General features: G+C 70.6%; 20 protein-coding genes. 8 read left to right on the forward strand and 12 right to left on the reverse strand.

What is annotated here, in order from left to right; translation table 11 throughout:
- Positions 1 to 7: 7 nt before the first annotated feature.
- From LPW41_RS02600 to LPW41_RS02620, 5 genes are all read right to left on the reverse strand, one after another.
- Positions 8 to 1,258 carry an amidohydrolase family protein gene (locus LPW41_RS02600; RefSeq protein ID WP_144830391.1) on the reverse strand — a complete coding sequence of 417 codons (1,251 nt, stop codon included), beginning with the start codon at positions 1,256 to 1,258 and terminating at the stop codon, positions 8 to 10.
- 734 nt (positions 1,259 to 1,992) lie between these two features.
- Positions 1,993 to 2,940 carry a PDR/VanB family oxidoreductase gene (locus tag LPW41_RS16985; RefSeq protein ID WP_230704040.1) on the reverse strand — a complete coding sequence of 316 codons (948 nt, stop codon included), beginning with the start codon at positions 2,938 to 2,940 and terminating at the stop codon, positions 1,993 to 1,995.
- A 15-nt stretch (positions 2,941 to 2,955) separates the two neighbouring features.
- A complete protein-coding gene (locus LPW41_RS02610) occupies positions 2,956 to 3,582 on the reverse strand; it encodes a helix-turn-helix domain-containing protein (protein ID WP_144830385.1) in 627 nt (208 codons plus the stop codon).
- Positions 3,579 to 4,877: an amidohydrolase family protein gene (locus LPW41_RS02615; protein ID WP_187358426.1), complete on the reverse strand. Its 1,299-nt coding sequence runs from the start codon at positions 4,875 to 4,877 to the stop codon at positions 3,579 to 3,581. The genes LPW41_RS02610 and LPW41_RS02615 overlap by 4 nt, the downstream gene beginning before the upstream one ends.
- Entirely contained in the window at positions 4,874 to 5,854 is a 981-nt protein-coding gene (locus LPW41_RS02620) for an XdhC family protein (protein ID WP_144830383.1), read from the reverse strand. Before LPW41_RS02620 ends, LPW41_RS02615 begins: the two co-directional genes overlap by 4 nt.
- 51 nt (positions 5,855 to 5,905) lie before the next feature.
- On the opposite strand from LPW41_RS02620, the gene LPW41_RS02625 reads away from it, so the two are divergent.
- The 5 genes from LPW41_RS02625 (at position 5,906) to LPW41_RS02645 (ending at position 12,030) form a co-directional block, all read left to right on the forward strand.
- On the forward strand, positions 5,906 to 6,475 hold the full coding sequence (locus LPW41_RS02625; protein WP_186325432.1) for an NTP transferase domain-containing protein: 570 nt from the start codon (positions 5,906 to 5,908) through the stop codon (positions 6,473 to 6,475).
- Between the two features lie 237 nt (positions 6,476 to 6,712).
- Positions 6,713 to 7,834, forward strand: coding sequence for a multiple monosaccharide ABC transporter substrate-binding protein (gene chvE / locus LPW41_RS02630; protein ID WP_144830380.1), 1,122 nt, complete (start codon positions 6,713 to 6,715; stop codon positions 7,832 to 7,834).
- 130 nt (positions 7,835 to 7,964) lie between these two features.
- Positions 7,965 to 9,494, forward strand: a complete 1,530-nt coding sequence (mmsA, locus tag LPW41_RS02635; RefSeq protein WP_230704041.1) for a multiple monosaccharide ABC transporter ATP-binding protein — start codon at positions 7,965 to 7,967, stop codon at positions 9,492 to 9,494.
- A 5-nt stretch (positions 9,495 to 9,499) separates the two neighbouring features.
- Positions 9,500 to 10,720, forward strand: a complete 1,221-nt coding sequence (gene mmsB / locus LPW41_RS02640; RefSeq protein WP_144830375.1) for a multiple monosaccharide ABC transporter permease — start codon at positions 9,500 to 9,502, stop codon at positions 10,718 to 10,720.
- Positions 10,721 to 10,818: 98 nt separating this feature from the next.
- Entirely contained in the window at positions 10,819 to 12,030 is a 1,212-nt protein-coding gene (locus tag LPW41_RS02645) for an ROK family transcriptional regulator (protein WP_144830372.1), read from the forward strand.
- Positions 12,031 to 12,125: 95 nt separating this feature from the next.
- Here the strand turns inward: LPW41_RS02645 and LPW41_RS02650 are convergent, their stop codons facing one another.
- From LPW41_RS02650 to purS, 7 genes are all read right to left on the reverse strand, one after another.
- Positions 12,126 to 13,055, reverse strand: coding sequence for a 2-hydroxyacid dehydrogenase (locus tag LPW41_RS02650; protein ID WP_230704042.1), 930 nt, complete (start codon positions 13,053 to 13,055; stop codon positions 12,126 to 12,128).
- Positions 13,052 to 14,530, reverse strand: a complete 1,479-nt coding sequence (locus LPW41_RS02655) for an FAD-dependent oxidoreductase (RefSeq protein WP_230704043.1) — start codon at positions 14,528 to 14,530, stop codon at positions 13,052 to 13,054. Before LPW41_RS02655 ends, LPW41_RS02650 begins: the two co-directional genes overlap by 4 nt.
- Positions 14,527 to 15,021, reverse strand: a complete 495-nt coding sequence (locus tag LPW41_RS02660) for an ureidoglycolate lyase (protein ID WP_230704044.1) — start codon at positions 15,019 to 15,021, stop codon at positions 14,527 to 14,529. Before LPW41_RS02660 ends, LPW41_RS02655 begins: the two co-directional genes overlap by 4 nt.
- A 107-nt stretch (positions 15,022 to 15,128) precedes the next feature.
- Positions 15,129 to 15,836 (reverse strand): GntR family transcriptional regulator, encoded by a 708-nt coding sequence (locus tag LPW41_RS02665; RefSeq protein WP_230704045.1) that lies wholly within the window; start codon positions 15,834 to 15,836, stop codon positions 15,129 to 15,131.
- A 34-nt stretch (positions 15,837 to 15,870) separates the two neighbouring features.
- The gene (locus tag LPW41_RS02670) at positions 15,871 to 17,301 is read right to left on the reverse strand and encodes a LuxR family transcriptional regulator (protein ID WP_144830360.1); all 1,431 of its coding nucleotides are present in this window, start codon (positions 17,299 to 17,301) and stop codon (positions 15,871 to 15,873) included.
- Positions 17,302 to 17,378: 77 nt separating this feature from the next.
- Positions 17,379 to 18,086: a phosphoribosylformylglycinamidine synthase subunit PurQ gene (gene purQ, locus LPW41_RS02675; protein ID WP_144830357.1), complete on the reverse strand. Its 708-nt coding sequence runs from the start codon at positions 18,084 to 18,086 to the stop codon at positions 17,379 to 17,381.
- Positions 18,083 to 18,331, reverse strand: a complete 249-nt coding sequence (purS, locus tag LPW41_RS02680) for a phosphoribosylformylglycinamidine synthase subunit PurS (protein ID WP_144830354.1) — start codon at positions 18,329 to 18,331, stop codon at positions 18,083 to 18,085. Before purS ends, purQ begins: the two co-directional genes overlap by 4 nt.
- A 242-nt stretch (positions 18,332 to 18,573) precedes the next feature.
- Here purS and LPW41_RS02685 point away from each other — a divergent pair, with 242 nt between their 5' ends.
- From LPW41_RS02685 to LPW41_RS02695, 3 genes are all read left to right on the forward strand, one after another.
- Complete coding sequence (locus tag LPW41_RS02685; RefSeq protein WP_144830351.1) at positions 18,574 to 19,845, forward strand: ABC transporter substrate-binding protein; 1,272 nt, start codon at positions 18,574 to 18,576, stop codon at positions 19,843 to 19,845.
- Between the two features lie 76 nt (positions 19,846 to 19,921).
- The gene (locus LPW41_RS02690; RefSeq protein ID WP_230704046.1) at positions 19,922 to 21,007 is read left to right on the forward strand and encodes a carbohydrate ABC transporter permease; all 1,086 of its coding nucleotides are present in this window, start codon (positions 19,922 to 19,924) and stop codon (positions 21,005 to 21,007) included.
- Entirely contained in the window at positions 21,004 to 21,909 is a 906-nt protein-coding gene (locus tag LPW41_RS02695; protein ID WP_154096865.1) for a carbohydrate ABC transporter permease, read from the forward strand. Before LPW41_RS02690 ends, LPW41_RS02695 begins: the two co-directional genes overlap by 4 nt.
- Positions 21,910 to 21,938: the final 29 nt, after the last annotated feature.

Here is a 21,938-nt window from a genome sequence, read left to right on the forward strand (position 1 = left end):
CGGGTGGTCAGGAGGCCGTCGCGGGCGCGGCGGTCGGGGTGGGGACGGCGGTGACGGTGGTCACCGTGGTGCGGCTCACGAGTCGCCCCCGGTGGAGCACGACGCGGTCGGCGTCGGCGAAGGCCACGGCGTCGCCGAGGGAGGCGGCGCGCACGGCGACGAGGTCGGCGCGGGCGCCGGCCACGGGTCCCGCGAAGGGGAGGTTCATGACGTCACGGGCGCCCACGGTCACGGCGTCGAGGGCGTCGGCGGGGGCCAGGTGGCCGGCGGCGACGAGCAGCGAGGCGGTCTCGAGGTGGTCGCACCGGCCGACGGGGTTGAAGGGGTCGCGCACGTTGTCGGCTCCGGCGGCGACGCGAACGCCCGCGGCCTTGAGGCGGCCGATCGGGGCGATGCCGCGCGGCACGGCGTGGTCGGCCTCCCATCCCTGCAGGTACAGGTTGGTGATGGGCAGGGCGATCACGCCGATGTCGGCCGCGCGCACCTCGTCGGCCAGCGCGGCGAGGTCGGTGGCCGGCATCATGCTGAGGCGCACGCAGTGACCGGCGGTGCACGGGCGGTCCCACCCGGCGACCAGGCGGGCGTACGCGGTGAGGGTGTCGGCGCCGGCGAGGCTCTCGTCGGTGTGCAGGTCGAGACCCACGTCGCGACGACGGGCGAGCGCGATCAGCCGCTCGAGGTCGGCGATCGGGTCGTCGGCCAGGTGGGGTGCGCCTCCGACCAGGTCGACTCCCGCGTCGAGGGCCGCCTCGAACACGGCATCCGGGATGTTCGGACCCCCGAGGGCGACGAGCTCGATGTCCATGAGACCGTCGAGCTCTTCGCGCAGGCGCACCAGGGCGCGCACGCCGACCAGAGCGTCGTCGCCGCGCAGCAGATCGACGTGCGTGCGGACGGAGGTGATCCCGGATGCCAACATGCGCACCGCCGTGGAGCGTGCGCGCCGCAGCGTGTCGTCCTCGTCGAGGGTCGCCGCAAAGGCGTGCCAGCTCTCGATGGCACGCTCGAGGTCGCCGAAGGCGGGCTGGATGGCGTCCCACGACTGCGACTTGTCGAGGTGGGCGTGGGGCTCGGCGCCCGCGGCGGTGACGAGGTAGCCGTCGAGGTCGAGCACCTCGCCGTCGGTGTCGGGGAGGGGGCTGCCGGCGGGAACCACCGCGAGCACCTCGTCGCCGTCGAGCGCGATGTCGACGAGCGCGCCCGAGGTCAGGCGCACGCCGCGCAGTGCGGCGATCGAGACGGGTGGAGCGGCAGACACGAGGGCCTCCGGAGAAGTCGAGAAGACAAGCGCAAGACGGGAGCCACATCAGTGGGGCCGAGCCGCTTGTGGCGGCTGCGTCAGTGTTGGTGTGACCAACATCCGGCGATGATCCGATGCTAGGAACGATGCGTTTCCGCTGTATTTCCCCCGCATGACCCTCTCGACAAAGTTGTCGGACAGGCGGGGCTCTCCCCAGGTGGCTGAGCGTGTCGAAGCCTCCGGGCGCGGCTGTGGGCACCGGTCCCTTCGACAGGCTCAGGGCCCTCGGTACAGCGCGGGACCTCGACCCAGGTGGCTGAGCGTGTCGAAGCCTCCGGGCGTGGCTGTGGGTACCGGTCCCTTCGACAAGCTCAGGGACCTCGGTACAGCGCGGGACCTCGACCCAGGTGGCTGAGCTTGTCGAAGCCTCCGGGCGCGGCTGTGGGCGGCGATCCCTTCGACAAGCTCAGGGACCTCGGTACAGCGCGGGACCTCGACCCAGGTGACTGAGCGTGTCGAAGCCTCCGGGCGCGGCTCTGGGCGGCGGTCCCTTCGACAGGCTCAGGGACCTCGGTACAGCGCGGGGCCTCGACCCAGGTGGCTGAGCCTGTCGAAGCCTCCGGGGTCAGCTGTGGGTACCGGTCCCTTCGACAGGCTCAGGGACCTCGGTACGGGCTCAGGGACCTCGGAACGGGCTCAGGGACCTCGGAACAGGCTCAGGGACCTCGGTGCGGGCTCAGGGACCTATGGCCCTACAGTTCGAGCGTGATCCGCGGGCAGGCCGCGCGCGAGACGCACGGCATCATCGTGCGGTTGGCGTCCTGCTCCTCGGGTGACAGCACCGAGTCGCGGTGCTCGATGTCGCCGTCGATGACAGCGACCTCGCACGTTCCGCACGTGCCGACGCGGCAGCTGGAGGGCACGACGATGCCCTGCTCCTCCACCACGTCGAGGATCGAGCGCTCGGGCGGGACTGTCACTGTGAGGCCCGACATCATCAGGTCGACCTCGAACGGCTCCGCCCACACCGGCGGGCCGAGCACCTTGGCCTCGAAACGCTCGACGTGCAGGCTCCCGCGCGGCCAGCCGGCCATGGCGGCATCCAGTCCCTCGAGCAGCCGAGCGGGCCCGCACGCGTAGACGACCTCGCGCGCGACGGGGGTGGCGAACCGCGCACCGAGGTCGAGGCGGCGCCCCTCGTCGGCGGCGAAGACCTCGACGCGATCGCCGTAGCTTTGCTCGAGCTCGTCGACGAACGCCATCGTGCGCCGTGAGCGCCCGGTGTACAGCAGGGTCCACGTCGTTCCCGCGGCCTCCGCCGCCTCGAGCATGGGCAGGATCGGGGTGATGCCGATGCCCCCGGCGACGAAGACGTACGACCGCCCCGCGGTGGGGGCGAAGAGGAAGTGGTTGGCCGGTCCCCGCACGCGCAGGGTCTCTCCGACCTGTGCGTTCTCGTGCAGCCACACCGAGCCCTCGCGCTCGCGCAGCACGCCGATGCGCCACGTGCCGCGGGCGGTGGGCGACCCGCACAGCGAGTACTGGCGCTCGATGCCGCCCGGCAGCACGACGTCGATGTGCGCCCCGGGTGACCAGTGCGGCAGGGTGCCGGTCGCGCGCTCGAGGTCGAGCACGATCACGCCGTCGGCGGCGTCGCGCCTCTCGCGGACCACCGCGTCGAAGGTCACCCCTGCACTCACGAGAACTCCTGTTCGCTAGACGTCGGTCGCGTCGTCGGCGCCGTCGCCGTGCACGACCTCTTTGACGATGAGAAGGCGGTAGGTGCGCCCGCCGGGCGAGTGCCAGCGGTGCGGTGTGCCCGACCGGCAGTAGACGGAGTCGCCGACGTGCAGCGTGCGCTCGCCGAAGGGACCGAACGAGATCACGACCGAGCCCTCGAGCACGGTGAGGAACTCGTCTTCGTCGTGAACGTAGTGATCGCCGGGCTGATCGTTCGAGCCGGTGAACTCCAGCGGTTCGAAGCGCCGGGGTCCCTCGGCCAGCAGGCGGGCGGTGCCCTCGGCGTAGGGGCCGACGACGCCTTCACCCGCGGCGACGAACGAGGGCTGCGCGTCGTGGTCGGCGCGCGGGGGCTCCGAGGCGGCGATCAGTTCGACGCGGCTCGTGCCGAGGGCGCGGGCGAGCCTCTCGAGGCTGGCCATGCTGGGGCGGGCGAGGCCGCGCTCGAGCTGGCTGAGGAAGGGGTGCGACAGGGTGGCCGCTTCGGCGAGCTGGGTGAGGGTGAGGCCGCGCGCCTTGCGGAGTCCGCGCAGGTGGGCGCCGAGGCGCTCTTCGCTCGTGGGCGTCGTCTCGGCGGAAATCGCGGGGGCCATGGTCGTCATCGTCCCACCCTCTCGAACAGCCGGGCGACGATCTCGGCCTCGTCGGCGTCGACCAGTCGCGCCTCGTCGACGACGACCCGACCGCCCACGATCACCGTGCGCGGTCGGCGCCCGGGCGCAGCCCACAGCAGTCCGGCGATCGGATCGGCCACGCCCGCGTCGGCGACTCCCGACACGTCCCAGACGCACACGTCGCCCGCCGACCCGGGGGTGAGTCGGCCCAGTTCGGGTCGGCCGAGTCCGTCGGCCGAGCCCGCCGTCGCCATCGTCAGAACCTCGGATGCCGGCAGCTGCGGGCCCACCAGGGCCGAGACCTGCATCGCCAGGCGCGCATCGGCCAGCAGATGCCCGGCGTCGTTGCTGCCGCCGCCGCTCGTGCCGAGGCCCACCGGGATGCCGGCGTCGAGCAGGCGTCGGACAGGGGCGACGCCCCAGCCCATGGGCACATCGCAGCCGGGGGCGTGCGTCGCCGTGACTCCGGCGGCCGCGAGGCGCGAGATCTCGTCGGCGGTGACGTCGCACAGGTGAGCGAGCGTCACATCGGCATCCACCCACCCCCAGTCCTGCAGCAGGTCGATCGGCCGCCGGCCGTAGCGCTCGAGGGCGACCTCGACGTCGACGACCTCGTTGGCCTGGGTGCGGCGCCGCAGTCCGTGGCGTCGCGCGACCTCGCCGAGCAGGTCGAAGGTCTCGCGCGGGTCGCTGTGCACGCCGGCCGGGCCCACGGCGACCTGCAGCATGCCGTCGATGCTGACCCCGTCGGGGCGTTCGGCGACGAGGGCCTCGACGATCGCTTCGGCAGAGGCGGCGGCCTCTTGGGGGTCGTCGCGAGCGGCGCCGCGCACGAACACGAGCCGGGCCCCGAGGTCGGCTGCGGCGGCGGCCGCGGCGCGTGCCATGCCGACGTGGTCGGCGCCCTCCGGCCACGTCAGGTGGTGGTCGGCGACCGTGGTCACTCCGCTCAGCAGGGCCTCGGCGAGACCCGCGCTCGCCGCGAGTCCGGTCAGTTCGGGGTCGACGCCCGCGGCACCGTAGGCCGCGGCCATCGCGGGCAGCCACTCGCGCATCGGGAGGCCGCGCGTGCCCGGCAGCGTGCGGAACGCCGTCTGCAGCAGGTGGTGGTGGGCGTTGACGAGTCCGGCCGTCACCACGCAGCCCGTGGCGTCGATGATGCGCGCTCCGGTGGTGTCCGCGGACTCGACCACGATCCCGTCGTCGATGACGACGTCGCCGGTGCGCACGCGACCGGGTCCTTCGAGCACGGCGACCGCGCCCGTCACGACGACGATGCTCACGCGATCCTCACCGCGCACGAGGCGGCGACCGCCTCGGCATCCGTGTCGCTGACGGCGTGGAGGTGCGGCCCGCGTCCTTCGCGGAGCGGGCGGGCGCTCGCCTGGTTGCGGCTCGCGACGATCTCGGCGATCACCGACAGGGCGGTCTCTTCGGGCGTGCGTCCGCCGAGGTCGAGGCCGAGGGGGGAGTGCAGCCGGGCGAGCTCCGCGTCGGTCACCCCCGCCGCGCGCAGCAGCGCCGCGCGTCGCGCGACGGTCGCCCGCGCGCCCATCGCGCCGACGAAGCCCACCGGCATGCGCAGTGCGGTGGCGAGGGCGGGGACGTCGAGGCGTTCGTCGTGGGTGAGCACGCAGACGGCGGTGCGCTCATCGACGTCGTCGAGCGCGGCGAGGAACTCGTGGGGTGCGGCGACGACGAGCTCGCTCGCGTCGGGGAAGCGCTCGGCCGTCACCAGCAGCGCCCAGTCGTCGCAGACGGTCACGGCGAAGCCCGCCGCGGCACCCAGCCGGCAGAGCGCCGCGGCGTGCTCGCCCGCGCCCAGGACCAGCAGGCGGGGGAGCGCCGGCCGGTGCAGCACGAGGGGGTCTCCGTCGAGGGTGAGGTGCACGGTGGCTTCGCGTCCGGCGCGTGCGGCCTCGAGGGCGGGCAGGGCGGACGCCTCGACCGGGTAGGCGACGACGTCGACGGCCCCGCCGCATGCGAGCCCGGCCGCGATCGGGGTGACGGTGCCGTCGTCGGTGAAACCGAAGCGCGCGCGACGCACCGAGCCGGTGCGCAGAGCGTCGAGGCCGAGCATGACCGCGTCGTTCTCGACGCACCCGCCCGAGATCGATCCGATCACGCGCGCGTCGCGGGTGACGGCGAGCGTCGCCCCCACTCCGCGCGGTGCGCTGCGCACGACAGCGGTCACCGTGACCGCCGCGACGGGCACGTCGGCCGCCAGCAGCGGCACCAGATCGGCGGCCAGTTCGAGCATGTCGGCGACGGTAGTCGGGGCGTGTTTCGCGCACGCTACGCTGTCGTGACCATGGCCACCGACCCTCCCGTGCCGACGTCGGGGCTCGTGCTGGCGGCCGGTGCCGGGCGGCGCTTCGGCGGCCCCAAGGCCCTCGCGCGCACCTCCGCAGGCGCCCCGTGGCTGGCCCTCGCGGTGCGTGCCCTCGTCGAGGGTGGATGCCGCGAGGTCGTCGTCGCACTCGGCGCGGCGGCCGACGAGGCGGCCCCCCTCGTGCCCCCGAGCGCCCGGATCGTACGGGTCGACGACTGGGCCACGGGCATGGCGGCGTCTCTGCGCGCGGGGCTCGGAGCGCTGGCATCCGGAACCTCGACCGCCGTCGTCGTGCTGCCCGTCGACACTCCGGAGGTGTCGCCCGCGGCAGTGGCGCGTCTCGCCCGACGGGCCGCGCCCGACGCCCTCGCGCAGGCGACTTACGAGGGCGCGCCGGGGCATCCGGTGCTGCTCGGCCGAGCGCACTGGGCGCCGCTGGCGGCGTCGGTCCGCGGCGACATCGGGGCGCGGCCGTACCTCATCGCGCAAGACGCCGAGCTCGTGGAGTGCGGCGACCTGTGGTCCGGGCGCGACCACGACACGCGCTGACCGGCCTCGTCGAGGCCGCTGTCCGATGCCTGCGCCGGGCCGAAAATCACGCTCAGGTCACGGTGTGCGTAATTTTGACGTGGCTATAGACAAAACCCCACCGGGTGGATATTTTTTCGGAGCCGTCATAATTCGACGGGTCACACAGCCGGGACGACGACGTACCCGATCCGACGCCGGGGAGGGCGCGGGTACGACCATGAGGGTCCCTGCAGTTCAGAGAGGAACGCAGATCACATGCTGAAGAAAATCTTGACCGGAGCGGCCATCGCCGCTCTCGCGGTGGGTCTCGGAGCCTGCAGCTCCACCCGTCCGGCCGACGGCGGCGGCGCCGCTGCCTCCGGCGGAACCGGAGAGTGCAACGTCGGCATCGCGATGCCGACCCGCAGCCTGGAGCGCTGGATCAACGACGGCGAGCAGCTGCAGAAGAAGCTGACGGATGCCGGCTGCACGGTCGACCTGCAGTACGCCGACAACAAGACCGACCAGCAGATCAGCCAGATCCAGAACCAGATCTCGGGCGGCGCGAAGATCCTCGTGATCGCCGCGATCGACGGCTCGACCCTCGGCCCGGTGCTCGAAGAGGCCAAGTCGCAGAACGCCACCGTCATCGCCTACGACCGTCTCATCAACGGCAGCGAGAACGTCGACTACTACGCCACCTTCGACAACTACAAGGTCGGCACCCTGCAGGGCCAGTTCATCGAAGACCAGCTCGGCCTGAAGGACGGCAAGGGCCCCTTCAACCTCGAGCCCTTCGCCGGCAGCCCCGACGACAACAACGCCAAGTTCTTCTTCGCCGGTGCGTGGGACGTGCTCAAGCCCTACGTCGACAGCGGCAAGCTGGTCGTCCCCAGCGGTAAGTCGCCCGCGAACGACGACGCGTGGGCGTCGATCGGCATCCAGGGCTGGGCGTCCGACAAGGCCCAGGCCGAGATGGACAACCGTCTGTCGTCGTTCTACGGCGACGGCAAGAAGGTCAACGTGGTGCTCTCGCCCAACGACAGCCTGGCCATCGGCATCGAGGCCTCGCTGAAGTCGGCCGGCTACACCGCCGGTGCCGACTACCCGATCATCACGGGTCAGGACGCCGACAAGGCCAACGTCAAGGCGATCCTGGACGGCACGCAGTCGATGACCGTCTGGAAGGACACCCGCGCGCTGGGTGACCGCGTCTTCACGATGATCCAGGAGATCAAGGACGGCAAGACCGTCGAGGTCAACGACACCAAGACCTACGACAACGGCAAGAAGGTCGTGCCCTCGTACCTGCTGACGCCCGAGGTCGTCGTCAAGGACGACGTGCAGTCCAAGCTCATCGACTCGGGCTTCCTCAAGGCCTCCGACGTCGGGCTCTGATCCACTCTGCGGCGGGGCGGGTTCGCCCGCCCCGCCGCTCCCCGTGCCGCCTTCGGGCGGCGGAGCAGTAGAGCCGCCTGCGGGCGGTGGAGCCGAACAGCCGCCCGGAGGGGCGGGAGAGGGACACACCATGACCGAACCGATCCTGCGTATGTCGGGGATCTCGAAGTCGTTCAACGGCGTGCCGGCCCTGGCCGACGTGTCGATCGACGTGTACCGGGGTGAGGTGCACGCCGTCTGCGGCGAGAACGGCGCGGGCAAGTCGACGCTCATGAAGGTGCTGAGCGGCGTCTACCCGACCGGCAGCTTCGACGGGACGATCACCCTCGAGGGCGAGCAGATGGCCTTCCGCTCGATCAACGACAGCGAGGCCGCCGGCATCGTCATCATCCACCAGGAGCTGGCGCTGAGCCCGTACCTCTCGATCGCCGAGAACATCTTCCTCGGCAACGAGAAGTCGCGCCGCGGCGTCATCGACTGGAACGCCACCAATACCGCCGCCGCCGAACTGCTCAAGCGCGTGGGTTTGCGCGAGAACCCGGCGACGAAGATCTTCGAGCTCGGCGTCGGCAAGCAGCAGCTCGTCGAGATCGCCAAGGCGCTGGCCAAAGAGGTCAAGCTCCTCATCCTCGACGAGCCGACCGCCGCGCTCAACGACGACGACTCCGCGCACCTGCTCGACCTCATCGACCAGCTGCGCGCGCAGGGCATCACCTGCATCATCATCAGCCACAAGCTCAAAGAGGTGCTGCGAATCTCGGACCGCATCACCATCATCCGCGACGGTCGCACGATCGAGACGATGATGCGGGACGACCCCGAGACCGACGAGGGGCGCATCATCCGCGTCATGGTCGGTCGCGACCTGAACAGCCTCTTCCCGCCGCGCGAGCCCGACATCGGCGAAGAGCTGTTCCGCGTCGAGAACTGGACCGTTCACCACCCGGTCGACACCGAGCGCGTGGTCATCGACGACGCCTCGTTCATGGTGCGCGCGGGAGAGATCGTCGGCTTCGCCGGTCTCATGGGCGCCGGCCGCACCGAGCTCGCGATGAGCATCTTCGGGCGCATGTACGGCACCGGCATCTCGGGCGAGGTCTACAAGAACGGTAAGGCCATCGACGTGCGCACGGTCGACGCCGCGATCAAGCACGGCATCGCGTACGCCACCGAAGACCGCAAGAAGTACGGTCTGAACCTCATCGGCGACATCCAGGTCAACGTCTCGGCATCCGCCCTCGCCCGTCTCGCGCGCCTGGGCGTCGTCGACCGGTACCGCGAGTACAAGGTCGCCGATTCGTACCGCTACAAGATGAACATCAAGGCGCCCAGCGTCGCGGCGATCACGGGGCGGCTCTCGGGCGGCAACCAGCAGAAGGTCGTGCTGTCGAAGTGGATGTTCACCGGACCCGACGTGCTGATCCTCGACGAGCCGACCCGCGGCATCGACGTGGGTGCGAAGTACGAGATCTACGGAATCATCAACGAACTCGCGGCCCAGGGTAAGGCCGTCATCGTCATCTCGTCGGAGCTGCCCGAGGTCATCGGCCTCTCCGACCGTATCTACACCATCTCCGAGGGACGCATCACGGCCGAGGTCAGCCGCGACGACGCGACCCAGGAGACGCTCATGCGGCACATGACCGCCGGAAGGAACTGAGAGCAATGGCCACCGCATCCACCCAGACGGTCGAGGCGCCGACGCAACCGGGGCCGCGCCGTCGCGGCATCCTGTCGCGCATCAACTTCCGTCAGTTCGGCATCCTCGCCGCACTCGTCATCATCATCGCGCTGTTCCAGGTGCTTACCGGCGGTCGCCTGCTGCTGCCGGGCAACGTCAACAACCTCATCCAGCAGAACGCCTACGTGCTGATCCTCGCGATCGGCATGGTCATGGTCATCATCGCCGGGCACATCGACCTCTCGGTCGGCTCCGTCGTGGCCATGGTCGGCGCGATCGCGGCGATCGCGATGAACCAGTGGGGTCTGCCCTGGTACCTCGCGGTCGTCCTCTCGCTCGTCGTCGGCGCGATCGTCGGCGCGTGGCAGGGATTCTGGGTCGCGTTCGTCGGCATACCCGCCTTCATCGTCACCCTCGCCGGCATGCTGCTGTTCCGCGGTCTCACCCTGGTGCTGCTCACCGGCGGTACGATCAGCGGTCTCCCCGACAGCTTCACGGCGATCGGGGCCGGCTGGCTGCCGCCGTTCCTCGGCTACCTCGGCAACTGGGACGCCCTGACGCTCCTGCTGGGCGCGCTCGCCAGCGTGCTGCTCATCGTGCAGCAGCTGCGCACCCGTGCGACACTGCGCCGACTCGAGCTGCCGCGCGAGGTGGCGTGGTCGTTCTGGCTGAAGAACGCCGCGGCCGTCGTCGTGATCATGGCCGCAGCCTTCACGCTCGCGACCTACAACGGCACCCCGATCGTGCTGATCATCCTCGCCGTGCTCGTGCTGGCGTACACGTTCGTGCTCAACCGCACGACCTTCGGTCGGCACATCTACGCGATGGGTGGAAACCTGTTCGCCGCCGTCATGAGCGGTGTGAAGACGAAGTGGGTCAACTTCTTCATTTTCGTGAACATGGGCGCCCTCGCCGGTCTCGCCGCGGTGGTCAGCACCGCCCGTGCCGGAAGCGCGGTCGCCGCGGCCGGACAGAACTACGAGCTGGATGCCATCGCGGCGGTCTTCATCGGAGGCGCGGCGGTGCAGGGCGGGATCGGCACCGTGGTCGGCGCGGTCGTCGGTGGCCTGGTGATGGGCGTGCTCAACATGGGTCTGTCGATCCTCAGCGTCGATGCCGCCTGGCAGATGGCCATCAAGGGAATCGTGCTGCTGTTGGCCGTCGCGTTCGACATCTTCAACAAGCGGCGCAACGGCGGTGCGTGATCGGATGGGGAGCGCGGCCCCGGGGCCCGCTCCCCATCCGCTCGACTGCTTTCCGCCTCGCCGCTTCGTGATGCGATGATGGGGGAGGTGCGACCCTCATGACCCCCGCCGTGTTCGAGCCCGCAACCCCGCTCGCGCCGCCGACTGGCCGTACGACGAATGATCTGATCCGTCAGCAGAACCTCGCGTCCGTCCTCTCGCTCCTTCACTCCCGGGGTGCTCTCTCGCGCGCTCAACTGGGTGCGACGACCGGTCTGAATCGCTCGACCGTCACCGGTCTGGTGATGGAGCTGACCGAGCTGGGCCTCGTGCGCGAGGCCCCCGGAGGCGAACGCACCGGCAAGGTCGGGCGCCCGACGCTCGACATCGAACCCGAAGACCACGTCGCCGCCCTCAGCGTCCGCGCCGAGCCGCACGCGGTGACCGTCGCCCTGGTCGGTCTCGGCGGCGTCGTGCACGCGCGCCTGCGCCACGACACCGCGAGCGCCCCCTCGCCCCGGCGCTTCGTGCAGATCGTCGCGTCGTCGGTCGAGGCGATGCGCGCCGACATCGACCGCCACTACCGCGTGGTCGGCGCGGGTCTCGCGGTGCCGGGTCTCGTCAACGCCAACGGCTCGGTGCTCGTCTCACCGACCCTCGGCTGGAGGCGGGATCCCGTCTCGGCCCGCCTGAGCGACGAGCTCGGCATGCCGGTGACCGCGGGCAACGACGCCAGCATCGGCGCCCTCGCCGAGTCGCGCTTCGGTGTCGGAGTGGGGGTCGGCAACCTGCTCTACCTCGGCGGCGCGATGCACAGCATCGGCGGCGGCCTGATCATCGACGGAACGCTGCTGCGCGGCACGTCGGGCTACGCCGGCGAGCTGGGGCACACCGTCGTCGACCCGCGAGGACGCGCGTGCGTGTGCGGTCGTCGGGGGTGCCTCGAGGCCGAGGTGAGCCTCGACCTGCTCGAACCCCTGCTGGGCCGTCGCAAGCTCGACGAAGACGAACTCGACGTCGAGCTCGGCGTCGCCCGCAATCCCCGGGTGATGACGGAGGTGACCCGTCAGGTCGAGATGCTCTCGCTCGCCCTGACCAACTTCGTCAACGCCTTCGCTCCCGAGACCGTCGTGCTCTCGGGCTATCTCGGCGCCCTGCTCTCGGTGAGCCGCGAGCGCCTGGCCGACGCGGTACGGGTACACCCTCTCGGCGCCGAGGGTCGCACGATCCGCCTCGAGCGCGCGCATCTGCGCTCGCGCCTCATGCTGGTGGGACCCGCCGAGCTCGCCTTCGCCGACCTGCTGTCGAACCCGGCCGGCTTCCGCGGCTGACCCGCGCTTCCAGAGGCCTGTCGAGCGTCCGAGAAACGCCGCGTGCGGTCGGGTGGAACGGCGCGTCCTGGACACTCAACCGGAGGCGGCGCGGCTCAGCCGCCGAGCACCACGTTCTCGGGCTCCTCGCCGCGCAGCAGGTGATCGATCTGGCGGCGCACCAAGCGCGCCATGCGGGGGTGCATGGCATCCGCCGCCCCTCCCACGTGCGGGGCGATGAGCACGCCGTCGAGGCTCCACAGCGGGTGGTCGGCGGGCAGCGGCTCGGGGTCGGTGACGTCGAGCGCCGCGCGGATGCGGCCACGGCGCACGTGGTCGACCAGGGCATCGGTGTCGACGAGCGGACCGCGGCCGACGTTGACGACCAGCGCCCCGTCGGGCAGCGCCGACAGGGCTTCGTCGTCGATGACGTGCCGGGTCGCGTCTCCGCCGGGGAGCGAGGCGATGAGCACGTCGGTCTCGGCGAGCACCTCGTACACCTTGCCGAGGGGGAAGACCTCGACCTCGTCCTGCAGGCGGCCGTGCGAGGCGACGGCGCGGAGAGACACCTCGAACGGCTTAAGCCGCGCCGCGATCGCACGCCCCACGCCGCCGAAGCCCAGCAGGGTCACGCGCTGGTCGGCGAGGCCGGTCGCCCCGCCGCCGAGCCAGTCGCTGCGATCCTGCGCGCGCACGAACTCGGGGATCCGCCGCTGCGCGGCGAGCGTCAGCGCGACGGCGAGCTCCGCGGTCGCGGTCTCGTGGACGCTCGAGGCGTTGGCGAACCGGATGCCCTCGGGCAGGCGCCCCTCGACGTTGTCGTACCCGATCGACTGGCCCTGCACGAGGCCGACCTCGATCTCGGACAGGCGCTCGATCACGCCGTCCATGCCCATGTAGGGCGGCACCACGATGTCGAAGCGGTCGTGCGGGGCGGGCCCGGTCATGTCCCAGACGACGACCTCGACGCCGTCGGGAAGCGCGCCCAGGTCGTCGCGGAGGCGGTCGGTGGGCACGGAGACGAGGAGGGCAGTCGAGGGGGTCACGACAGCGACGCTACCTCCGGAGTCGCGGCGGGCTGCGGTGCTTGCGCCCGGCGGCCGATGTGCACTCCCACCGGCACGTCGTAGGCGAGGTACTCGGCGAGCAGGGCATCGGCTCGGTGCTCGAACAGGCGCCGCGAGAGCGCGGCGGCGAGCTTCGTCGCCCCGCCCACGAGTCCCGGGATCTGGTGGCTCAACATGCCCTGGCTGATGCGCGCGCCGTGGTTGAACATGTGGATCCGCGACAGCGCCGACCGCTCGGGTGACGTGCGGCTGACGAGGCCGAAGTCGTCGTCGAGGTAGGGGAACGCCGCCAGGCCGGGGTTCTGCGCCACGGCCTCGGGCGTGAGGCGGTCGCTCCACAACGCGGCATCCGGGGCCACTTCCACCAGCTCGGGGCGCTGGGCGAGGTCGGCGGCGATCCCGGTGGCGGCGAACACGACGTCGTAGTTCCGGATGCCGTGCGGCGTGGTCACCGCGATGTCGCTGCCGGTCCACTCGACGTGCTGCCACGGCGACGAGGTGACGAAGCGGAAGGAGTCGAACGCATGGGCACGCCAGAGGGCGTTCTGCGTGGCGGGCTGGTCGACGGCCGAGAGGTGCACGTTGAACTCCCACTTCTGCGCGTCGGTGAACGAGCCGTAGTTCTCGATGAGGCCGGCGAACTCCATCCACCGGTACGGGCTCACCTGGGGCATCGCGGGGCGGCGCATGTGCACCTCGACGCTGGCCGCGCCGTGCTCGAGCGCGGTCGCGGCGTTGTCGAACGCGCCCGTCCCCGCCCCCAGGACGCCGATGCGCAGGCCCGCGAGGGCGTCGAAGTCGATGTCATCGTGCGTGTGGAAAACGCGGTCGGCGGGGAGCGATCGCAGCAGCGGCGGAAGGTGGCGGCCGCCGGCGCCCTCGATGCCCGTGGCGAGCACCACGTGTCGAGCGGTGAGGGTCCAGTCGCCGTCGGGCCCGGTGAGATCGAGCTGCAACGGGTCGTCGGCGCCGGCCGTGCGCAGCGCGGTGACCCGCGTCGAGCCCACCGTCAGAACCGACGACACCTCGCGGTACCACTGCAGAAATCCGTGCCACGCAGTGGTGGGGAAGTACTCGAGGGCCTCCCACGCCTCGACCCCGTACACGGCCTCGAACCACGCCCGCGGGCTCACGGCCGGGGTGCCCCACGTGGGCCACGCGATGTCCTTCGGCGTGCGCAGGGTGTGCATACGGGCATAGGTGGTCCAGGGGCCTGTCGCGTCTGCGGGGGCGGCGTCGATCACCACGACGTCGTCGATCCCGCGGCGGCGCAGGCCGCGCGCGAGCACGAGACCCGCTTGGCCCGCGCCCACGATCACCACGGGGTGCACCCCGTCGCGCTCGCCGACCCACGAACGTCCGTCTCCGGCGCTGAGGGCGCTCTGGTGCGCGGCCTCGCGTTCGAGGGCGGCGAGGCGCGCCGCGGCGTCGGGCAGGGGGCTCAGCACGCTCACTCCCCGACGATCACGACGCGCACACCGTAGGCGTCGTCGAGGCGGTGGTTGTGGTGGTCGCTGACGTTGGTGTCGTCGAGCTCGAGGTTGACGAAGTCCATGCTCGGCTCGGCGAAGAAGGGGCCCGCGTGCCAGGTGCCCTTGCGCATCGTGATGGCGGTGCGCGGCGGGATGCGGAACGCCCGCAGGTCGTCGAGCGTCGGCTCCTCGATCCCGGGGGCGGCGACGGCGATGGTCCACTCGACGTCGCCGACGGCCATGAGCGTCTGCGTGGTCTCGAGGTGGCGTGTCACGCGCACGAACTCGGGCGCTTTGTCGTCGAGGTGCATGAGGTAGAAGCGGGGAATCCCGTTCGAGACGTCGAGCACGGCCTCTTCGGCGGTGAACGGGGTGCCGTCCTCCATGGGGGTCAGCAGCACGCCGAACGGCTCGAAGGCCGAGGCGGTGAGCGGCTCCGCCGACAGGTGGCGGGTGGTGAGGGTGTCGGTCATGGGGTCCTCGCTTCGCGTCGGGTGGATGCTGCGAGGCTACGCTTGTCCGACAAGTGGCGGGACTGCTTGTCGGACAAGTTCACCGAGCGGTTACACCCGTGAAACGCTCAGCCCCGGTGCACGCGGCGGATCAGGGCGTTGCGCAACCCCGCGGGGGCGGGCAGCTGCACCTCGCGCGACCAGTACCCCACGCGGTCGTCGGCGCCGTACCCGCAATACGTCATCTCGATGACCGGCAGGCCCGGCCGGGTCTGCAGGGCCTCGGCGCGCTCGGCGTCGAGGGCCACGGCATCCACCCACATCGTCTCCCACGCCACCTGCACGCTGTTGCCGGCCTCGGCCAGGTCGAACACCGGCAGGTGCGGGTCGAGGTCCGCCTCTCGGGTGACCGGGATGAGGTCTTCGGCGAGGGCGTAGGGCCGATCGTCGACGCTCCACATCTTCACCGTGCGCAGCACCTCGGTCCCGTCGGGCAGGTCGTCGGAGCGGGAGGGGGCGGATGCCAGCGTGCGGCGCTCCGCCGACACCACCTGCAACCGCGGCTCGTACCCCGCCGCGCGGATCGACAAGGAGTGGTCGAACTGCTCGTCGATGCGGCGTCCCACCTCGGGCAGGCGCCGGTTGGCGGTGGTGCGGGTGCCCTGCGTGCGGTGGACGTAGCCGCGCTCCTCGAGGCGGATCAGCGCCTCGCGCACCGAGGCGCGGCTCGCGCCGGTCAGCTCCGCCAGGCGCGGCTCCGACGGCAGCGTGTGGTCATCGGTGTTCCAGAGCGCCAGGATGCGGTCGATGACGGGATCTTGATCGGGTGCGCGCACACGCCCATCTTCTCCGATCGGCGCGAGAGCGAGGTCACGGCGACGGCGACCGCAGGGCGACCAACGCGTCGGCCCGGCTCGAGACGCCGAGCTTGCCGTAGATCGACCGCACCTGCGACTTCACCGTGTTGACCGAGACCCCTCGTCGCTGCGAGATCTGCGTCAGCGAGAGGTCGGAGAGCAGCATCCGGGCGAGCTCGCGCTCGGCGGCGGTGAGGTCGATGCGTCGCTCCTTCTGCGAGGGTGCCGTGGGCAGGGGGAGGGCTGCGCGGGCGGAGTCGACCATCACCCGCAGGGCCGGTCGTTCCGCCTCGACGAGGTCGAGGAGGCGCTCGGCCTCGCCGCTGAGGATGAGCAGGAACGAGATCTTCGAGCCGCCGGTGCGTTCGATGAGGGTGAGGGCGGATGCCATGCTCGCAGCGGCCCGCTTCTCCTGGCCCAGGCGCAGCAGGGCGACCGCGCGCCGGCTCAACAGCGCCGACAACGGGGAGAGGCAGTGGTCGTCCATCGCGACGCAGGCGTCGGTGGAGTCGATGAGCTCCTGGTCGCGCCCGAGCTGCAGCAGCACGGTGGCGCGCTGCGATTCGAAGCAGATGGCGTGGCCGGGGTGACTGACCCGATCCGCGATCATCGCGAGGGCCTCGCCGTACTCGCCCTGCACGGTCAGCAGACCGCTCGTCATGCTCACGAGTCGTTCACGCATGAGCCGGTAGCTGCGGGTGCGGCCCGAGCCGTGCAGTAACTGCCGTGCCTTCGCCAGGGCGATCGCGATGTCGCCCTGCAACCACCGGCCGACCACCCGCATGACGCCGGCGGAGAACCGCCAGTAGGGGTCGTCGGGTCGCGCCCGCTCGAGCTCGTCGGCGCTCGAGAGCAGGGGAGCTGCGTCTGCGTGTGCCACCCCGATCAGCGACTCCGCGAACAGCAGGCCGTGCGAGATCTCGCTCGCATCCCACCCCTCGCCGTGGAACAGCCCGCGTGCTTCGGCGACGATCCCGCCCGCCTCACCGAACTCGCCATTGATCGCCAGGGCCTCGGCGTGGGTGGCGAGGGCGCGGTACCTGTCGCCCGGCGAGTCGGCGAACAGCAGCGCCTCGGCGGCGTAGCGGGCCGCCACCTGGGGGCGGCCGATGGCGTTCAGATACTCGGCGGCGCTCGTGAGCAGTTCGGCGCGCGCCGAGGCCGGGAGCGACGCGGGCCGGGTGAGCCGTGCGTCGTCGAAGTAGCGCTCGATGAGCGCGATCCCCTCGCCGAGGGCGTCGGTGCGGGCGCGCGCGACCAGGGCCGCCGAGAGCAGTCGCGCCTGCGGCTCCGTCCACGCCCGCGGAGCGGGGCCCAGGTCGACCTCGGCCAGCAGCGCGAGGTGCCTCAGCAGGGGGACGCCGTTGCCGGGGGCCAGGCGCGGTGACACATGGACGGCAGCGGCGCGGACGGCCGCGGTACCGCCGCCGTCGTTCTCGCTCATCCCGCCCCCGTCGCGCGTGGGGCCGCTTGTTCTCCCCCGAACCCTTCGAGATTACGTCGTCGGCGGGGGTGAGCGGGTCAGACGGAGGCGTTCACCACGGCCGCGATCGCCGAGGTGAAGAAGCCGAGTCCGTCGACGCCCGAGCGCATCGCCGCGGAGGTGCCGGGGCCGAAGCCCGGTTCGACCGCGTGCTCGGGGTGAGGCATGAGGCCGACGACGTTGCCGCGTTCGTTGGTGAGGCCGGCGATGTCGTCGAGAGAGCCGTTGGGGTTGACGCCCAGGTAGCGGAAGGCGACCTGGCCTTCACCGTTGACGCGGGCCAGGGTCTCGGCATCCGCGATGTATCCGCCGTCGGCGTTCTTCAGCGGGATGACGATCTCGTCGCCCTCGGTGAAGTCGCTCGTCCACGCGGTCGACGCGTTCTCGACGCGCAGGCGCTGGTCGCGGCGGATGAACTGCTGATGCGCGTTGCGGATGAGACCGCCGGGCAGCAGGTGGGCCTCGACGAGCATCTGGAAGCCGTTGCAGATACCGAGCACGGGCATGCCCTTGGCGGCGGCGTCTTTGACCTCGGCCATGATCGGCGCAAAGGCGGCGATGGCGCCGGCGCGCAGGTAGTCGCCGTAGCTGAAGCCGCCCGGCAGCACGAGGGCATCGACGCCCCGGAGGTCGTGCTCGCCGTGCCACAGCGCGACGGGCTCGCCGCCGGCGAGGCGGATGGCCCGCTGGGCGTCGCGGTCGTCGAGCGACCCGGGGAAGGTGATGACCCCGATGCGGGCCGTCATTGCACGACCTCGATGTTCACGACGTCTTCGATGACCGCGTTCGACAGCATCTCGTCGGCGAGCTCGCGCGCACGCGCCAGAGTGGCCTCGTCGACCTCGCCCTCGACGGTGAGCTCGAAGCGCTTGCCGATGCGCACGTCGGAGAAGCGGGTCTCACCGAGCCGCGACAGGGCGCCGGCCACGGCCTTTCCCTGGGGGTCGAGAAGCTCGGCCTTGGGCATGACGTCGACGACGATGGTGGGCACTTCAGCTCCAGATGTCGGGTGGCGTTGTGACGCCCAGTCTACGGGAGGCCCCGGTCGTCCCCGTCGCACTGCGCGGAGGCTCTCCAGCCCCGTGGGTGAATTCCGATAACGATCCGGATGCTTTCGCTTGACCTCATGGGAGCGATCCCATAGCGTCGAGTCTCGATCGGTGAGAGCGCTCCCAAACATTGTGCGGGAGCATCCCACAGCACCGGTCCGCACCCACCACAAAGGAGTGATCTGTGAAAAACCGCGCCCTGCGTCGTGTGGCCCTCGTCGCCGCCGTCGCCTCCACCTCCGCCCTCGTCCTCGCCGGCTGCTCCGGCGGAGGCGCCGCCTCGGGCGGCGACGGACAGGTGACCCTCACCGTCGCCACCTTCAACGACTTCGGATACACCGACGCGCTCCTGAAGGAGTACACGGACGCGCATCCGAACGTGAAGATCGTGCACAACAAGGCGGCGACCAGCAACGACGCCCGTGCCAACTACTTCCAGAAGCTCGGCAAGACCGGCCTCGCCGACATCGAGGCGATCGAGGTCGACTGGCTGCCCGAGGTCATGGAGTACGCCGACCTGCTCGCCCCCGTGCCCGACGACCTGAAGAGCCGCTGGCTCGACTACAAGGTCAAGGCCGCGACCAGCACCGACGGCAAGCTCATCGGGTACGGAACCGACATCGGCCCCGAGGGCGTCTGCTACCGCTCCGACCTGTTCGCCGCCGCGGGCCTGCCGACCGACCGTGAAGAAGTCGCGAAGATGCTGCAGGGCGACTGGTCGACCTACTTCGCCGCGGGAGACAAGTACGTCGCCGCCACCGGCAAGGCCTTCTTCGACTCCGCCGGCGGCACCTACCAGGGCGCCATCAACCAGGTCGAGGACGCCTACGAGAACCCCGCGAACGGCGAGATCACCGCCACCACGAACCCCGAGGTCAAGAAGATCTACGACGAGGTGCTCAAGGCGAGCGCCACGCAGTCCGCGCACCTGGGCCAGTGGTCCGACGACTGGATGGCCGGGCTCTCCAATGGCGCCTTCGCCACCATGCTCTGCCCGGGCTGGATGCTCGGTGTCATCGAGGGCAACGCCCCCGAGGTCAAAGGCTGGGACATCGCCAACGTCTTCCCCGGCGGCGGCGGCAACTGGGGCGGCTCGTACCTGACCGTTCCCGCGAACGGCAAGAACGTCGCGGCCGCGCAGGAGCTCGCCGACTGGCTGACGAGCCCCGACACCCAGATCAAGGCGTTCGAGAACGCGGGCACCTTCCCGAGCCAGACCGAGGCGCTCAAGAACGAGACGCTGCTGAGCAACAAGAACGCCTACTTCAACGACGCCCCGGTCGGCCAGATCCTCACCGATCGCGCCGAGGCCGTGAAGGTGTCGCCGTACAAGGGCAAGTTCTACTTCCAGATCAACGACGCCATGCAGAAGGCGCTGACGCGAGTCGAAGACGGCACTCAGGATGCCGCGACCTCGTGGCAGCAGTGGGTGACCGAGGTCGACGCCCTGAAGTGACCGACGCGGGCGGATGCCGGGGGCTGCAGCAGCGGCCCTCGGCATCCGTCCCTCGTCTCGAGGAGGAGACACCATCGTGACAAGCACACTCGAACGGCCCACCCGGTCGGCCTCGGCGCCCACCGGCGCACGGCAGCCGCGACGCATCGGCTTCGGCCAGCGGCGCAGTGCGTGGGACCTGAAGTTCTCGCCGTACCTCTACATCTCGCCGTTCTTCATCCTGTTCGCGATCACGGGCCTCTTCCCCATCGCCTACACGGCCGTGATCTCGTTCATGGACTGGGATCTCGTCCGCAACTCGGGCCACTTCATCGGCTTCGACCAGTACACGTGGGTGCTCTCCCAGCCCAAGTTCTGGGTCGCGCTGCGCAACACCTTCAGCATCTTCCTGCTCTCCAGCGTCCCGCAGCTCATCCTCGCGATCTTCATCGCGGCGATGCTCGACCAGAACATCCGCGCGAAGACGTTCTGGCGCATGAGCGTGCTCATCCCCTACGTCATGGCTCCGGTCGCGGTGGCCCTCATCTTCAGCAACATGTTCGGCGACCAGTACGGCGTCGTGAACACCACGCTGCAGAACCTCGGTCTTCCCGCCGTCCCGTGGCACTCCGACGCCCTCGCCAGTCACGTCGCGATCGCCACGATGGTCAACTTCCGCTGGACCGGCTACAACACCCTGATCCTCCTCGCGGCGATGCAGGCGATCCCGCGCGAGTTCTACGAGGCGGCCACGGTCGACGGCGCAGGCAAGGCGCGTCAGTTCTTCTCGATCACCCTGCCGAGCCTCAAGCCGACGCTCATCTTCGTGATCATCACCTCCACCATCGGCGGTCTGCAGATCTTCGACGAGCCCCGCATGTACGACCAGTACGGCACGGGCGGCGCCGACAACCAGTGGCTCACCGTGACGCTGTGGCTCTACAACATCGGATGGGGCGAGTGGAACTTCGGCCGCGCGGCCGCCCTCGCCTGGATCCTCTTCATCATCATCTTGGCCATCGGCGCGATCAACATGTTCGTGACCCGTTCGCTCGTGCGCGACGAAGGCGGTCGCGACCAGCGCTCCCGCCGCGAGCGCCGGGCTCAGGCGCGCGCTGCGAAGCAGCGTCTCGAGGCCGATGCCGATCGCCGTTCCACCCCTCGAAAGGAGGCGCGGCGATGACCGCCGTCACCCCGGCCCCCGTGCCCGTGATCGACCGCGACCTGCCCGCACGTGGGCGTCGCCGCCCGCGACCGGTGCGCGGCTCCCGCCCCGGCTGGATCGTCTACGCGAGCCTCGCTGCGGTCCTGTTGGCCAGCATCTTCCCGTTCTACTGGTCGCTGCTGATCGGATCGGGCGACGCCTCCACGGTCCGCGACCCGAACATGTCGTGGATCCCGGGCGGCAACTTCTTCGCCAACGCCGCGGCGGTCATGGGCGACCCGGCCGTCAACTTCTGGCCGGCGCTCCTGAACTCCATCATCAGTTCCGCCCTCATCGCGGCATCCGTCGTCTTCTTCTCGACCCTCGCGGGCTGGGCGTTCGCGAAGCTGAAGTTCCGCGGCGGTCCCTGGCTGCTGCTGTTCGTCGTCGGCACGATGGCGGTTCCGATGCAGCTGGGCGTGGTGCCGCTGTACATCCTGTTCAGCGAGCTCGGGTGGACCGGACAGCTGGGCGCCATCATCATCCCCGCGCTCACGAGCGCGTTCGGGGTGTTCTGGATGACGCAGTACCTGCGTCAGGCGGTGCCCGACGAGCTCATCGAGGCCGCTCGCGTCGACGGCGCGACCTCGTTCCGCACGTTCCTCACCGTGGGCGTGCCGGCGGCGCGCCCCGCGGCCGCGATGCTCGGACTGTTCACGTTCGTCAGCGCGTGGAACAACTTCTTCTGGCCGTTCATCGTTCTCGACCGCCAGAACCCGACGCTGCCGGTGGCCCTGTCGCTGCTGCAGTCCAACTACTTCGTCGACTACTCGAAGGTCCTCGCGGGCGTGCTGCTGTCGACGATTCCGCTGCTGGTCTTGTTCGTGTTCGCGGGCAAGCAGCTGGTCAGTGGCATCATGCAAGGGGCGGTCAAGGGATGACCCTTGCGCCCACGGAAGGAACCCGAACC

The organism is Microbacterium sp. JC 701, from assembly GCF_021026215.1.
GTDB classification, from domain to species: Bacteria; Actinomycetota; Actinomycetes; order Actinomycetales; family Microbacteriaceae; genus Microbacterium; species Microbacterium algihabitans.